Source organism: Streptomyces radiopugnans (genome assembly GCF_900110735.1).
Lineage (GTDB): Bacteria > Actinomycetota > Actinomycetes > Streptomycetales > Streptomycetaceae > Streptomyces > Streptomyces radiopugnans.
Genome location: NZ_FOET01000001.1, coordinates 1042258 through 1057116, shown reverse-complemented (window position 1 = coordinate 1057116; position 14859 = coordinate 1042258). Strand labels below are relative to the sequence as shown.

The window sequence follows — 14859 nt, the reverse complement described above, 5'->3', positions numbered from 1 at the left end:
CCGCCATGCCCGGCACCCTGCCTCCCGCACCGCCTCCACCCCGCTGTGCCACCGTTCCCGCACGAGGTGTGACGGCCAGCTGACGCGATGCGTGCCGACCACGCCCTCCCCCCGGCCACCACTCCAGCGGACACCGACCTCCTCGCGGCCCCGGGCCTCCCGGCCGCAGGCTACGCGTGCGGGGCGGTCCTGGGATCCCTGCTCGACCTGGTCGCGGGCGACCCGCGCCGCGCGCACCCCGTCGCCGCCTTCGGGCGCGCGGCCGCGGCCGCCGAGCGGCTGCTGTGGCGCGACCACCGCGGCGCCGGCGCGCTGTACACCGCCGTGTGCGCGGGCGGCGCGGCGGCCGCCGCGGCGGCGCTGGAGCGTGCCGTACGCCGCTCCCCCGCCGCCCGTACCGCCCTCACGGCCGCCGCCGTCTGGGCGGTGGTCGGCGGTACGACGCTGGCGCGCGAGGCCCGCGCGATCGCCGCCGCGCTGGAGGCGGGCGACCTGGAGGCGGCCCGCGCCCGGCTGCCGCACCTGTGCGGGCGCGACCCGCAGGCGCTGGACGCCGACGGCATCGCCCGGGCGGTGGTGGAGTCGGTCGCCGAGAACACCTCCGACGCCGTGGTGGGCGCGCTGGTGTGGGGCGCGGCCGCCGGTGTGCCGGGGCTGGCGGGCTTCCGGGCCGTCAACACCCTGGACGCGATGGTCGGCCACCGCTCGCCGCGCCACCTGCGCTTCGGCTGGGCCTCGGCGCGGCTGGACGACGCGGCGGGGTGGCCCGGCGCCCGGCTGACCGCCCTGCTGGCCGCACTCGCCGGCCCCGATCCGCGCGGCGCGCTGCGCGCCTGGCGCGCGGGCGCCCGCCGCCACCCCAGCCCGAACGCCGGTGTGGTCGAGGCGGCGTTCGCGGGCGCGCTGGGCGTACGGCTGGGCGGGACGCTGTCGTACGGCGGACGCGTCGAGCACCGGCCGGTCCTGGGCGCCGGCGGCCGCCCGGTGCGGGTGGGGGACATCGAGCGCGCGGTGCGGCTCTCGCGCCGGGTGTGCGCGCTGGCGCTGGCGGTGTGCGGCGCCGCCGGGACGCTGCGGGAGGCCCGTGCCGTACGGCGGGGCGGGTCGCGAAGGGCATCGGAGGGAGGACTGTGACGGGCGGCGGACTGCTGATCGCGGGAACGACCTCGGACGCGGGCAAGAGCGTGGTCACGGCGGGCGTCTGCCGCTGGCTGGCCCGCAGGGGTGTGAAGGTGGCGCCGTTCAAGGCGCAGAACATGTCCCTGAACTCCTTCGTGACGCGCGAGGGCGCCGAGATCGGCCGCGCCCAGGCCATGCAGGCCGCGGCGGCCGGTGTGGAGCCGAGCGCGCTGATGAACCCCGTGCTGCTCAAACCGGGCGGCGACCGCTCCAGTCAGGTGGTGCTGCTGGGGAAGCCGGTGGGCGAGATGAGCGCGCGCGGCTACTTCGGGGACCCCGGAGCGCCGGCGTCCCCCGGTGGGGCGCGGCGCCCGGGGCGCCGGGAGGACCTGCTGGAGACGGTCGCCGGCTGCCTGGCCGAGCTGCGCCGCACCCATGACGCGGTGATCTGCGAGGGCGCCGGCAGTCCGGCCGAGATCAACCTGCGGCGCACCGACATCGTCAACATGGGCCTGGCGCGCGCCGCCCGGCTTCCGGTCGTGGTGGTCGGCGACATCGACCGCGGCGGCGTCTTCGCCTCCCTCTTCGGCACCACCGCCCTGCTGGCGCCCGAGGACCAGGCGCTGGTGGCGGGTTACCTGGTCAACAAGTTCCGCGGTGACGTCACCCTCCTCGAACCCGGCCTGGAGATGCTGCGCGGCCTGACCGGCCGGCCGGTGCTGGGAGTCCTGCCCTACGCGCACGGGCTGGGCATCGACGAGGAGGACGGGCTGCGGCTGTCGCTGCGCGGCGGGGTGCGCGAGTCGGCCGTCGCGCCGCCGCACGGCCGCGACGTGCTGCGGATCGCGGTGGTGCCCGTGCCGCTGATGTCGAACTTCACGGACGTGGACGCGCTGGCGGCCGAGCCGGGCGTGGTGGTGCGGTTCACCGACCGCCCCGAGGAGCTGGCCGACGCCGATCTGGCGATCGTGCCGGGCACCCGCGGCACCGTGCGGGCGCTGGCCTGGCTGCGCGAGCGCGGTCTGGCCGGCGCACTGGCCCGGCGGGCGGCCGAGGGCCGCCCGGTGCTGGGGATCTGCGGCGGCTTCCAGCTCCTGGGGGAGCGGATCGAGGACGAGGTGGAGTCGCGCGCCGGGACGGTCGACGGTCTGGGCCTGCTGCCGGTGCGGGTGCGCTTCGAGGTGGAGAAGACCCTGGCGCGGCCGGTCGGCGAGGCGCTGGGCGAGCGGGTGGAGGGTTACGAGATCCACCACGGCGTGGCCGAGGTCGCCGGCGGCGACGAGCCCTTCCTGGACGGCTGCCGCGCCGGCTCGGTGTGGGGCACGCACTGGCACGGCTCGCTGGAGAGCGACGGCTTCCGGCGCGCCTTCCTGCGGCGGGTGGCCGCCGACGCCGGGCGGGCGTTCGTCCCCGCCCCGGACACCTCCTTCGCCGCGCTGCGCGAGGAGCAGCTGGACCGGCTGGGCGATCTGGTGGAGGAGCACGCCGACACCACCGCGCTGCTGCGGCTGATCGAGGGCGGCGCGCCCGCGGGTCTGCCGTTCGTGCCGCCGGGTGCGCCGTGAGCGGGGCGAGCGGCGCGAGCGGGACGGACAGGACGAACGAGACGACCGGTGCGACCGGAAGGACCGACACGGCCGATGCGAAGGACGTACGAACCGATGGGAGCTCGATGAGCACGGTACTGCTGCTGTCCACAGCCGACACCGACCTGCTGGCGGCCCGCGCCTCCGGCGCCCCGTACCGCATCGCCAACCCGGCGCGCGTCGACGTCGTCGGGGAGCTGCCCGCGCTCGTGGAGGGCGCGGACATCGCCGTCGTGCGCCTGCTGGGAGGCCGGCGCGCCTGGGAGGACGGGCTGGCGGCGCTGCGGGCCACCGGGATCCCGACGGTGCTGCTGGGCGGCGAGTCCGTCCCGGACGCGGAGCTGATGGCCGCCTCCACCGTCCCGGCCGGCGTGGTCGCCGAGGCGCTGAAGTACCTGGTGGCGGGCGGGCCGGAGAACCTGGCGGAGCTGGTGCGCTTCCTGTCCGACACCGTGCTGCTGACCGGCCACGGCTTCGCCGGGCCGCGCCCGATGCCCGAGTACGGCGTCCACGGCGGCCGGGGGCACGACCCGTCCCGGCCGACGGTGGGCGTGCTGTTCTACCGGGCCCACGAGCTGTCGGGGAACACCGCCTTCGTCGACGCGCTGTGCGACGCGATCGAGGAGCGCGGCGCCAACGCCCTGGCCGTGTACTGCGGTTCGCTCAGGAGCGCCGACCCCGGCCTGTACGAGCTGCTGGGCCGTGCCGACGCGCTGGTGGCCACCGTGCTCGCCGCCGGCGGCGCCCACGCGGCGGACGCGAGCGCGGGCGGCGACGACGAGACCTGGGACGTCGGCGCGCTGGCCGAGCTGGACGTCCCCGTGCTCCAGGGCCTGTGCCTGACCGGCTCCCGCGCCGTCTGGGAGGAGTCGGACGCCGCCCTCTCGCCGATGGACGCGGCGATGCAGGTGGCCATCCCGGAGTTCGACGGGCGGCTGGTCACCGTGCCCTTCTCCTTCAAGGAGGACGGCCCCGACGGGGTGCCCGTCTACGTCGCCGACCCCGAGCGGGCCCGCCGGGTGGCCGGGATCGCGGTGCGGCACGCCGCCCTGCGGCACAGGCCGAACGCGGACAAGCGGATCGCGCTGGTCTTCACCGCCTACCCCACCAAGCACTCGCGCGTCGGCAACGCCGTGGGCCTGGACACCCCGGCCTCGGCCGTGGAACTGCTGCGCGCCCTGCGCGACGCCGGCTACGACACCGGCGAACTCCCCGGCACCGGCGACGAGCTGATCCACCGGCTGATCGCGGCGGGCGGCCACGACGTCGAGTGGCTGACCGAGGAGCAGCTGGCCGCCGCGCCGGCCCGGGTGCCGCTGGCCGACTACCGGCGGTGGTTCGCCGCGCTCGACCCGGGGCTGCGCGAGGCCATGCGCGAGCACTGGGGCGAGCCGCCGGGCTCGCTGTACGTGGACGGCGAGGGCGAGGACGCCGAGATCGTGCTGGCCTCGCTGCGGTTCGGCAACGTGGTGGTGATGATCCAGCCGCCGCGCGGCTTCGGCGAGAACCCCATCGCGATCTACCACGACCCCGATCTGCCGCCCTCCCACCACTACCTGGCGGCCTACCGCTGGATGGAGACCCCGCGGGAGCAGGGGGGCTTCGGCGCCGACGCCGTGGTGCACATGGGCAAGCACGGCACGATGGAGTGGCTGCCGGGCAAGGGCCTGGGCCTGTCGGCCGGCTGCGCCCCGGACGCGGTGCTGGGCGACCTGCCGCTGGTCTACCCGTTCATCGTCAACGACCCCGGCGAGGGCACCCAGGCCAAGCGCCGCGGCCACGCCACGGTCGTCGACCACCTGGTGCCGCCGATGGCGCGCGCCGACTCCTACGGCGACCTGGCCAGGCTTGAGCAACTGCTGGACGAGTACGCGCTGGTGAGCGATCTGGACCCGGCCAAGGCCCCGGCCGTGCGCAGCCAGATCTGGACGCTGGTGCGGGCCGCCGAACTCCACCACGACCTGCATGTGGAGGAGCAGCCGGACGAGGACGAGTTCGACGAGTTCGTCATGCACATCGACGGCTGGCTGTGCGAGATCAAGGACGTGCAGATCCGCGACGGCCTGCATGTGCTGGGCGGCGGGCCGGTGGGCGAGCCGCGCGTCAACCTGGTGCTGGCGGTACTGCGTTCGGCCCAGGTGTGGGGCGGGGTCGGCGGCGCGCTGCCGGGTCTGCGGGCGGTGCTGGCCGAGCACGTGGGGCTGGTGGAGTCCGAGCTGCTGGCCGAGCCGGGCGCGCGGATCGAGGCGCCCAAGGCCCTGACCGCGCTCGCGGACGGGCCTTCCCGCACCGCCTCCGACGCCGTGGACCTGCTGGAGCACCTGGCGCGGCGGCTGGTGGAGTCGATGGAGGCCCGCGGCTGGGCGCGCGAGGCGGCCCCGCAGGTGGTCCGCGAGGTGCTGGACACCGAACTGCCGGGCGCGGTGAGCGTCCTGGAGTTCGCCGCGGACGAGGTCGTCCCCCGGCTGGAACGCACCGGGGACGAGATCGGCAACGTGCTGCACGCGCTGGAGGGCGGCTACGTGCCCGCCGGTCCCTCCGGCTCGCCCACGCGCGGCCTGGTCAACGTCCTGCCGACGGGGCGGAACTTCTACTCCGTGGACCCCAAGGCGATCCCGTCCAAGCTGTCGTGGGACGTCGGCAGCGCGCTGGCGGACTCCCTGCTGGCCCGGCACCTGGCCGACCACGGCGAGTACCCCAGGTCTGTGGGCCTGACGGTGTGGGGCACCTCCTGCATGCGCACACAGGGCGACGACATCGCGGAGATCCTGGCGCTGCTGGGCTGCCGCCCGGTGTGGGACGACGCCTCCCGGCGGGTGACGGGCTTCGAGATCGTGCCCCCGGACGAGCTGGGCCGGCCGCGCATCGACGTCACCGTCCGCATCTCCGGCTTCTTCCGGGACGCCTTCCCGCACGTGGTGGCCCTGGTGGACGACGCGGTGCGGGCGGTGGCGGAGCTGGACGAGCCCGCCGAGTCCAACTACGTACGCGCACACGCCGACGAGGACACCGCCGCGCACGGCGACCGGCGCAGGGCCACGGCGCGGATCTTCGGCTCCAAGCCGGGCGCGTACGGGGCCGGGCTGCTGCCGCTGATCGACGCCCGCAACTGGCGCTCGGACGCGGATCTGGCCGAGGTGTACGCGGTGTGGGGCGGCTACGCGTACGGGCGCGGGCTGGACGGCCGCCCGGCGCGCGGCGACATGGAGACGGCGTTCCGCCGCATCCAGGTGGCGGCCAAGAACGTCGACACCCGCGAGCACGACATCGCCGACGCCGACGACTACTTCCAGTACCACGGCGGCATGGTGGCGATGGTGCGCCACCTGACCGGGGACTCCCCCGAGGCGTACGTGGGCGACTCGGCCGTCCCCGACCAGGTGCGGACGCGGACGCTGGGCGAGGAGACCCACCGGGTCTTCCGGGCGCGGGTGGTCAACCCGCGCTGGATGGCGGCGATGCGGCGGCACGGCTACAAGGGCGCCTTCGAGATGGCGGCCACCGTCGACTACCTCTTCGGCTACGACGCGACGGCCGGGGTCGTGGACGACTGGATGTACCAGCGGCTCGCGGCCGAGTACGTCTTCGACGAGACCAACCAGGAGTTCATGAAGCGCTCCAACCCGTGGGCGCTGCGCGGGGTGACCGAGCGGCTGCTGGAGGCCGCCGACCGCGGGCTGTGGGCCGAGCCGGAGGAGCGGACCCTGGAGCGGCTGCGCGAGATCTACCTCGAACTCGAAGGCGACCTGGAGAGCGGCTCCGACGATCTGGAGGACGACGCGTGACCACCACCGCCGGCACGACCACCAGCACGACCAGCGATGCGGCCGGCGACGCCACGGGCGCGGCGGCCACCGCCGCCTACCCGTTCACCGCGATCGTCGGCATGGACGACCTGCGGCTGGCACTGCTGCTGAACGCGGTCTCGCCGGCCGTCGGCGGCGTCCTGGTGCGCGGGGAGAAGGGCACGGCGAAGTCCACCGCGGTGCGGGCCCTGGCGGCGCTGATGCCGCCGGTCGAGACCGTGCCCGGCTGCCGCTTCTCCTGCGATCCGCGCCGCCCCGACCCGGCCTGCCCGGACGGGCCGCACGGGTCGGGGCCGGGCGAGAGCCGGCCGGCCCGGATGGTGGAGCTGCCGGTGGGCGCCTCCGAGGACCGGCTCGTCGGATCGCTGGACATCGAGCGGGCCCTGTCCGAGGGCGTCAAGGCCTTCGAGCCGGGCCTGCTGGCGCGGGCCCACCGGGGCGTCCTCTACGTGGACGAGGTCAACCTGCTGCAGGACTTCCTCATCGACTCGCTGCTGGACGCCGCCGCGATGGGCGTGGTCCACATCGAGCGCGAGGGCGTCTCGGTGCGCCACTCCTCCCGCTTCCTGCTGGTGGGGACGATGAACCCCGAGGAGGGCGAGCTGCGCCCGCAGCTGCTGGACCGCTTCGGGCTGACCGTGGAGGTCGCCGCCTCCCGGGAGACCGGGGAGCGGATGGAGGTCGTACGGCGGCGCCTGGAGTACGACGAGGACCCGGCGGCCTTCGCCGCCCGCTGGGCCGGCGAGGAGAGCGGGCTGCGGGAGCGGATCGCGGCCGCGCGGGCGCTGCTGCCGGAGGTGCGCCTGGGCGACGCCGCGCTGCGGCAGATCGCCGCCACCTGCGCGGCCTTCGAGGTGGACGGGATGCGGGCCGACATCGTGATGGCGCGCACCGCCACCGCGCTGGCCGCCTGGGCGGGGCGCACCGATGTGGCGGCCGAGGACGTCCGGCAGGCGGCGCTGCTGGCCCTTCCGCACCGCAGGCGCCGCAACCCCTTCGACGCGCCCGGCCTGGACGAGGAGAAGCTCGACGAGACGCTGCGGCAGAACGGCGGCACGGGGGACGGCGGTTCGGACGGCGGCACGGACGGCGATCCGGACCCGGACGGGCCGGACGGCGGCCCCGGTGGCGGCGGGGACGGCGGGGACGGCGGGGACGGCGGGGACGGCGGGGGGCAGCCTCCGCAGGACGGCCCGCGGGAGCGTTCCGGCACACCCGAGCCCTCCCTTCCCAGGCAGTCGCGCGACGAGGAGGGCGCCGGACCGGGGCAGGGCGGCGGTGAACAGGCCCCCGCCCGCGCCGGTGAGCCGTTCCGCGCCCGCGCACTGCACGTGCCTGGTGTGGGCGAGGGCGCGGCGGGGCGGCGCTCGCGCGCCCGTACCGCGCAGGGCCGCACCACCGGTGCCCGCCGTCCGCAGGGCGCGCTGTCCCGGCTGCACCTGGCCGCGACCGTACGGGCCGCCGCCCCGCACCAGCGGGCGCGGGGCCGTTCCGGGCCCGGGCTGCTGGTGCGCCGGCAGGACCTGCGCGAGGCCGTACGCGAGGGCAGGGAGTCCAACCTCGTGCTGTTCGTGGTGGACGCCTCCGGTTCGATGGCCGCGCGGCGGCGGATGGGCGCGGTCAAGGGCGCGGTGCTGTCGCTGCTGCTGGACGCCTACCAGCGCCGCGACAAGGTCGGCCTGATCTCCTTCCGCGGCTCGGGAGCCGAGGTGGCCCTGCCGCCGACCTCGTCGGTGGACGCCGCCGCGGCGCGTCTGGAGTCGCTGCCGACCGGCGGCCGCACCCCGCTGGCCGCCGGGCTGCTGAAGGCCCGCGACGTACTGCGGAACGAGCGGCTGCGCGACCCCTCGCGGCGCCCGCTGCTGGTCGCCGTCACCGACGGGCGGGCGACGGGCGGCCCGCAGCCGGTGGCGCGCGCCCGGCAGGCCGCGCGGCTGCTGGCCGCCGACGGCACCGCGTCGGTGGTGGTCGACTGCGAGTCCGGGCCGGTGCGGCTCGGCCTGGCCGGCGCGCTCGCCGCCGAGCTGGGCGGCCCCGCCGTGACTCTGGAGGAGCTGCGCGCCGACACCGTGACCGGGCTCGTCCGCTCCCTGCAGACCCCGCATCCCACCCACCGGAACACCCATAGGAGGGCCGCGTAGTGCCGAAAGGACAGCCGAGCGTCGTCCCCGACGACGGTCTCACCACACGTCAGCGCCGCAACCGCCCGCTGCTGGCGGTCCACACGGGCCCCGGCAAGGGCAAGTCGACGGCCGCCTTCGGGCTGGCGCTGCGCGCCTGGAACCAGGGCTGGCCGATCGGGGTGTTCCAGTTCGTGAAGTCCGCCAAGTGGCGGGTCGGCGAGGAGCGGGCGCTGCGCGTGCTGGGCGCGAGCGGCGAGGGCGGCACCGTCGCCTGGCACAAGATGGGCGAGGGCTGGTCGTGGGTGCAGCGCGGCATCGAGTCCTCCGAGGAGGCGGCGCGCGAGGGCTGGGAGCAGGTCAAGCGCGATCTGGCGGCCGAGACCTACCGGCTGTACGTGCTGGACGAGTTCGCCTACCCGATGCACTGGGGCTGGGTGGACACCGGCGAGGTGGTCGAGGTGCTGCGGGCCCGTCCCGGCGTCCAGCACGTGGTGATCACCGGGCGGAACGCTCCGGAGGAGCTGATCGCCGCCGCCGACCTGGTGACGGAGATGACCAAGGTCAAGCACCCGATGGACGCGGGCCAGAAGGGCCAGCGGGGCATCGAGTGGTGATCGGATCGTGAGTACCGCCCTTCCCCGGCTGGTCGTGGCCGCTCCCTCCTCGGGCAGCGGCAAGACCACCGTCGCCACCGGTCTGATGGCCGCCTTCGCGGCGGCCGGACTGGAGGTGTCCCCGCACAAGGTGGGCCCGGACTACATCGACCCGGGCTACCACGCGCTGGCCACCGGCCGCCCCGGCCGCAACCTCGACGCGTACCTGTGCGGCCCGGACCTGGTCGCGCCGCTTTTCCTGCACGGCGCGGCCGGTGCGGACGTGGCCGTGGTCGAGGGCGTGATGGGGCTGTACGACGGCGCGGCCGGCCGCGGCGAGCTGGGCTCCACCGCGCAGGTGGCCAAGCTGCTGCGGGCGCCGGTGGTGCTGGTGGTGGACGCCTCCTCGCAGTCGCGTTCGGTGGCGGCGCTGGTGCACGGCTTCGCGTCCTGGGATCCGGAGGTCCGCGTCGCGGGGGTGATCCTCAACAAGGTGGCCTCCGACCGCCACGAGGAACTGCTGCGCGAGGCGCTGGACGCCTGCGGGGTGCCGGTGCTGGGCGTGCTGCGCCGCGCCGAGCGGATGCGCACCCCCTCGCGCCACCTGGGTCTGGTGCCGGTGGCCGAGCGGCGGGCGGAGGCGGCCGGGGCGGTGGCGGAGCTGGCGGAGCGGGTGCGGTCCGGCTGCGATCTGAAGGCACTGCTCGCCCTGGCGCACTCCGCGCCGCCGCTGCCGGACGAGCCGTGGGCGCCGCCCGTTCCCGCGAGCCCGCCGCGCGGGCGCCCGGTGGTGGCCGTCGCGGGCGGGGCCGCGTTCACCTTCTCCTACGCCGAGCACGCCGAGCTGCTGCGGGCGGCGGGCGCGGACGTGGCCGTCTTCGACCCGCTGCGGGACACCGCGCTGCCGCCGGGCACGGCCGGGCTGGTCATGGGCGGCGGCTTCCCGGAGGTGTACGCGCCGGAGCTGTCGGCGAACGAGCCGCTGCGCCGGGCGGTGGCGGAACTGGCCGCCTCGGGGGCGCCGGTGGCCGCCGAGTGCGCCGGACTGCTGTACCTGGCCAGGGAGCTGGACGGTGTGCCGATGTGCGGGGTGCTCGACGCCACCGCCCGGATGACCGAACGGCTCACCCTCGGCTACCGCGAGGCGGTGGCGGTGGGCGACAGCGTCCTGGCCGCCGCGGGGACGCGGGTGCGCGGGCACGAGTTCCACCGCACGGCGGTGGAGCCCGGTGCCGGGGTGCGGCAGGCCGGGGCGCCGGAGTCCGGGGCCGCGGCGGCGTGGGGGCTGACCTGGGGGGCCTCCCGGCCCGGGCGCCGGGTCGAGGGTTTCGTGAAGGACGGCGTGCATGCCTCGTATCTGCATGTGCACTGGGCCGCCGAGCCGTCCGTGGCCCAGCGTTTCGTCGGAAGATGTGTCGAGAGGTGTGCGGCGTGAGCGGTAACGGCGATGGCGACGGGGCGCGGGAGAGCGGCGGGCCACGGCTCGTCGGTGTCGGGGTGGGCCCCGGCGACCCGGAGCTCGTGACGGTCAAGGGCGTCAAGGCGCTGCGTTCGGCGAGCGTGGTGGTGGTCCCCGTGATGGAGGACGGCGGTACGGGACGCGCCGAGGCCACCGTCCTGCACTACGTGTCGCGCGAGCGGATCGTGCGGGTGGTCTTCGCGCTCAACGAGCGCGGCGACCGGGCCCGCCGGGAGGCGGCGTGGGACGCGGCGGGCGAACGCGTCGCCGGGCTGCTGCGCGCCCACGGCACGGTGGCGTTCGCGACCATCGGCGACCCGAACGTCTACTCCACCTTCACCTATCTCGCCCAGACCGTCGGCGCGCTGGTGCCGGAGGCGGTCGTGGAGACCGTGCCGGGCATCACCGCGATGCAGGACCTGGCCGCGCGCGGCGGGGCGGTGCTCACCGAGGGGACCGAGCCGCTGACGCTGGTGCCGGTGACGGCCGGGATGGCTGTGCTCAGGCAGGCCCTGGAGGGGCCGGGGACGGTGGTGGCCTACAAGTTCGGGCGGCGGGCGCGCGAGGTCGCCGCCGCGCTGCGCGCCACGGGCCGCACCGAGGGCGCGGTGTGGGGCTCGGCGCTGGGGCTGCCGCAGGAGTCGATCCGCCCGGCGGCCGAACTGGAGGCCGCCGCGGGGGCCGGCCCGGAAGCCGGCCCGGGGAGCGGCCCGGCCGCCGCGGAGACCGAACTCCCCTATCTGTCCACGCTCATCGCCCCCGCACGCCGGGAGAGCCGAGGAGGCAAGCTGTGACCGCCCAGACCGAGACCGCCGGAACACCCGGAACCGCCGGGAGGGCCCCGGAGACCTCCGGGAAGGTGACCATCGTGGGCGCCGGGCCCGGCGCCGCCGACCTGCTCACCTTCCGCGCCGCCCGCGCCATCGCCGAGGCCGACATCGTGGTGTGGGCGGCCAGCCTGGTGCGCGAGGAGGTCCTCGAACACGCCCGTGAGGACGCGGAGGTCCTGGACTCGGCCTCGATGTCCCTGGAGGACGTCATCGCCGTCTACGAGCGCGCGGCCCGCGAGGGGCTGAGGGTGGCGCGCGTCCACTCCGGCGACCCGGCGCTGTGGGGCGGCACCCAGGAGCAGGTGGACCGCTGCGCGGAGCTGGGCGTCGAGGTGGAGATCGTCCCCGGGGTGTCGTCGTTCTCGGCGGTGGCGGCCATCGCGGGGCGGGAGCTGACGATCCCGGAGGTCGCGCAGTCGGTGATCCTGACCCGGCTCGGCGGCGGCAAGACCCCGATGCCGCCGGGCGAGGAGGTGCGGGAGTTCGCCCGGCACGGCACGACCATGGCGGTCTTCCTGTCGGCCGCGCGCTCGGGGCAGCTGGCGGTGGAGCTGCTGGAGGGCGGCTATCCGACCGACACCCCGGTGGTGATCGCCCACCAGGCGACCTGGCCGGAGGAACTGGTGCTGCGCTGCACGGTGGGCACCCTGGAGGAGACCGTCAAGGAGCACCGGCTGTGGAAGCACACGCTGTTCCTCGTCGGCCCCGCGCTGTCCGCCTCCGGCACGCGCTCGCACCTGTACCACCCCGGGCACTTCCACGGACACCGCCGCGCGCGGCCGGAGGCGCGCCGGGCGCTCCGCGCGGCCCGGGAGGTCCGGGGAGCCCGCGGGCAGGCCGGGGAGCAGGCCGCAGGGCAGAGCGCCGGGCAGACCGGCCGGGAGGCGGCGGGCCGTGAGTGAGGGGCCGGAACACGGGCCCGACCAGGGGCCGGAACTGCGGGAGCCGGATCTGCCGCGTACCGCCAAACAGCGGCCGAAGGCGCTGCGCACCGGCTGGACGACCGGCACCTGCGCCTCGGCGGCGGCCCGCGCCGCCGCGCTGCACCTGGTCACGGGCGAGCCCCAGCCGTGGGTGGAGGTCGCGCTGCCCTCGGGGCGGCGGGTGACCTTCGCCGTGGAGCGCTCGGCCGAGCTGCGGCCGGGCCGCACCGAGGCCGTGGTGGTCAAGGACGCGGGCGACGATCCGGACGTCACCCACGGCTCGCACCTGACCGCCACGGTGAGCTGGCGCAGCGAGCCGGGCCTCGAACTGCACGGCGGTGTCGGCGTCGGCGTCGTCACCAGGCCGGGTCTCGGCCTGGAGGTGGGCGGCCCGGCGATCAACCCGGTGCCCCGCGCCATGATCAGCCAGGCGGTGGGCGAGGTCGTCGACGTGGCGGAGCGCGGCGTGGACGTCACCATCAGCGTGCCCGACGGCGAGAAGCGCGCCCGCAAGACCACCAACGCCCGGCTCGGCATCCTCGGCGGCATCTCCATCCTGGGGACGACCGGGATCGTCCGGCCGTTCTCGACGGCCTCGTGGCGGGCGAGTGTCGAGCAGGCGGTGTCGGTGGCCGCCGCGCAGGGCGCCCCGGCCGTGGTGCTGTGCACCGGCGGGCGCACCGAGAAGGGCGCCATGGAGCTGCTGCCCGGGCTGCCGCCGGTGTGCTTCATCGAGGTCGGCGACTTCACGGGTGCCGCGCTGCGGCGGGCGGTGGAGCACGGGGTGGACCGGGTGGTGTTCGTCGGCATGGTGGGGAAGCTGACCAAGCTGGCCTCCGGGGTGCTGATGACGCACTACACGCGGTCGAAGGTGGACACCTCCGTCCTGGCCGACGTCACCCGCGCGGTGGGCGGCGCGGACGCGCTGGCGGCCGAGGTCGCGGCGGCGAACACCGCCCGCCACGCGTACGAGCTGTGGGACGCGGCGGGGCTGCTGCAGTCGGCCGCGCCGGAGCTGTGCCGCCGGGTGGTGGACGTGCTGGAGCGCTTCACCGACCGCCGGATCACCGCGGAGGCGGCCATGGTGGACTTCACCGGCCGTACGGTGGTCGCCCTGTGCTCCGACGGCGGGGGACTGCTGCCGTGATCACTGTCGTAGGAACGGGAACGGGAACAGGCACGGGCACGGGGGCCTGCGGGCTCGGCGCGCTGTCCTGGCGAGGGGTCCGCCTGGCCGTGGGCGCCCGCCGCCATCTGGACGCGGCCGCCCCTCCCCCCGGGGTGCGGCGCGTGGTCCTGGGGCCGCTCGCCCCGGCGCTGGACGCCGTCGAGCGGCAACTGTCGGAAGGCGGGGGCCCGGTGGTGGTGCTCGCCTCCGGCGATCCCGGGTTCTTCGGGATCGTCCGCTCGCTCGCCCAACGCTTCGGCCCCGAGGCCCTGGACGTACGGCCCACCGCGCCGTCCGTCGCGGTGGCCTTCGCCCGCGCCGGACTGCCGTGGGACGACGCCGCCGTGGTCAGCGCGCACGGGCGCGATCCGCGCACCGCCGTCAACGTCTGCCGCGCGCACCCCAAGACCGCCGTGCTCACCGGGCCCGGCGCGGGGCCCGCGGAGCTGGGCGCCGCCCTGGCCGCGGCCGGACTGCCGCGCACCCTGGTGGTGGCGAGCGCGCTGGGCACGGCGGACGAGCGCGTCGAGCGCCTCTCCCCCGCCGAGGCCGCCGCCCGCACCTGGCCCGACGAGGTCAGCGTGGTGCTGTGCCTGGACACCTCCCGCGCCCTGGCCGACGCGCCCCGGGCGCTCGCCGGGCCGCGGCGCCCGCCCGCCGGGTGGGCGCTGCCGGAGGACGCCTTCGCCCACCGCGACTCGATGATCACCAAGTACGAGGTGCGGGCGCTGGCACTGGCCCGGCTCGGGCCGCGCCCGGGCGATCTGGTCTGGGACGTCGGCGCGGGCTCCGGCTCCGTCGCCGTGGAGTGCGCCCGCCTGGGCGCGGCGGCGGTCGCCGTGGAGCGCACCGCCGACGGCGCCGAACGCTGCCGGGCCAACGCCGCGGCCCACGGTGTGGACCTCCAGACCGTGCACGGCACCGCGCCCGGCGTCCTCGCCGAACTGCCCGAGCCGGACGCCGTGTTCGTCGGCGGCGGGGGGCGGGAGCTGGAGGCGATCGTGTCGGCCTGCGCGCTCCGCGCCCGCCGCACGGTCGTCGTCACGCTCGCCGCGCTGGACCGCGTACCGGCGGTGCGGGCCGCGCTCGGCGCCGCCGGTCTCGCCGCCGACGGCGTGCTGCTGCAGTCCTCCCGGCTGGCCCCCCTGCCCGGCGAGGTGGTGCGGCTCGCCGCCGGCAACCCCGTCTTCGTCCTGTGGGGCACCCGCCCCGGCACCGAAGGAGCATCCTCGTGAACGCCCCGAACGCCCCG

10 protein-coding genes are annotated in these 14859 nt (G+C 76.5%); all 10 read left to right on the top strand.

Annotation, left to right across the window (positions count from 1 at the left end):
• Window positions 1-87: 87 nt before the first annotated feature.
• The 10 genes from BMY40_RS04575 to cbiE all read left to right on the top strand — a co-directional run bounded on the left by BMY40_RS04575 (window position 88) and on the right by cbiE (window position 14842).
• Window positions 88-1134 carry a cobalamin biosynthesis protein gene (locus BMY40_RS04575; RefSeq protein ID WP_093655496.1) on the top strand — a complete coding sequence of 349 codons (1047 nt, stop codon included), beginning with the start codon at window positions 88-90 and terminating at the stop codon, window positions 1132-1134.
• Window positions 1131-2684, top strand: coding sequence for a cobyric acid synthase (locus BMY40_RS04570; RefSeq protein ID WP_093655494.1), 1554 nt, complete (start codon window positions 1131-1133; stop codon window positions 2682-2684). Before BMY40_RS04575 ends, BMY40_RS04570 begins: the two co-directional genes overlap by 4 nt.
• 107 nt (window positions 2685-2791) lie before the next feature.
• Window positions 2792-6490, top strand: coding sequence for a cobaltochelatase subunit CobN (cobN, locus tag BMY40_RS04565; protein ID WP_093655492.1), 3699 nt, complete (start codon window positions 2792-2794; stop codon window positions 6488-6490).
• Window positions 6491-6591: 101 nt separating this feature from the next.
• Window positions 6592-8652 (top strand): putative cobaltochelatase, encoded by a 2061-nt coding sequence (locus BMY40_RS04560; RefSeq protein ID WP_093655841.1) that lies wholly within the window; start codon window positions 6592-6594, stop codon window positions 8650-8652.
• Complete coding sequence (gene cobO, locus BMY40_RS04555; RefSeq protein ID WP_093655490.1) at window positions 8652-9248, top strand: cob(I)yrinic acid a,c-diamide adenosyltransferase; 597 nt, start codon at window positions 8652-8654, stop codon at window positions 9246-9248. Before BMY40_RS04560 ends, cobO begins: the two co-directional genes overlap by 1 nt.
• A 4-nt stretch (window positions 9249-9252) precedes the next feature.
• Window positions 9253-10662 (top strand): cobyrinic acid a,c-diamide synthase CobB, encoded by a 1410-nt coding sequence (locus BMY40_RS04550; RefSeq protein ID WP_093655488.1) that lies wholly within the window; start codon window positions 9253-9255, stop codon window positions 10660-10662.
• On the top strand, window positions 10659-11480 hold the full coding sequence (gene cobI, locus BMY40_RS04545; RefSeq protein WP_245769827.1) for a precorrin-2 C(20)-methyltransferase: 822 nt from the start codon (window positions 10659-10661) through the stop codon (window positions 11478-11480). The genes BMY40_RS04550 and cobI overlap by 4 nt, the downstream gene beginning before the upstream one ends.
• Window positions 11477-12418, top strand: coding sequence for a precorrin-4 C(11)-methyltransferase (gene cobM / locus BMY40_RS04540; RefSeq protein ID WP_093655484.1), 942 nt, complete (start codon window positions 11477-11479; stop codon window positions 12416-12418). Before cobI ends, cobM begins: the two co-directional genes overlap by 4 nt.
• Entirely contained in the window at window positions 12411-13586 is a 1176-nt protein-coding gene (locus BMY40_RS04535) for a cobalt-precorrin-5B (C(1))-methyltransferase (protein ID WP_093655482.1), read from the top strand. The genes cobM and BMY40_RS04535 overlap by 8 nt, the downstream gene beginning before the upstream one ends.
• Window positions 13583-14842: a precorrin-6y C5,15-methyltransferase (decarboxylating) subunit CbiE gene (gene cbiE, locus BMY40_RS04530; RefSeq protein WP_093655480.1), complete on the top strand. Its 1260-nt coding sequence runs from the start codon at window positions 13583-13585 to the stop codon at window positions 14840-14842. Before BMY40_RS04535 ends, cbiE begins: the two co-directional genes overlap by 4 nt.
• Window positions 14843-14859 lie beyond the last annotated feature (17 nt).

Coding starts and splice junctions, on each gene's coding strand:
- BMY40_RS04575 (WP_093655496.1), top strand. CDS start 88: ATGCGTGCCGACCACGCCCTCCCCCCGGCCACCACTCCAGCGGACACC.
- cobN (WP_093655492.1), top strand. CDS start 2,792: ATGAGCACGGTACTGCTGCTGTCCACAGCCGACACCGACCTGCTGGCG.
- BMY40_RS04560 (WP_093655841.1), top strand. CDS start 6,592: ATGGACGACCTGCGGCTGGCACTGCTGCTGAACGCGGTCTCGCCGGCC.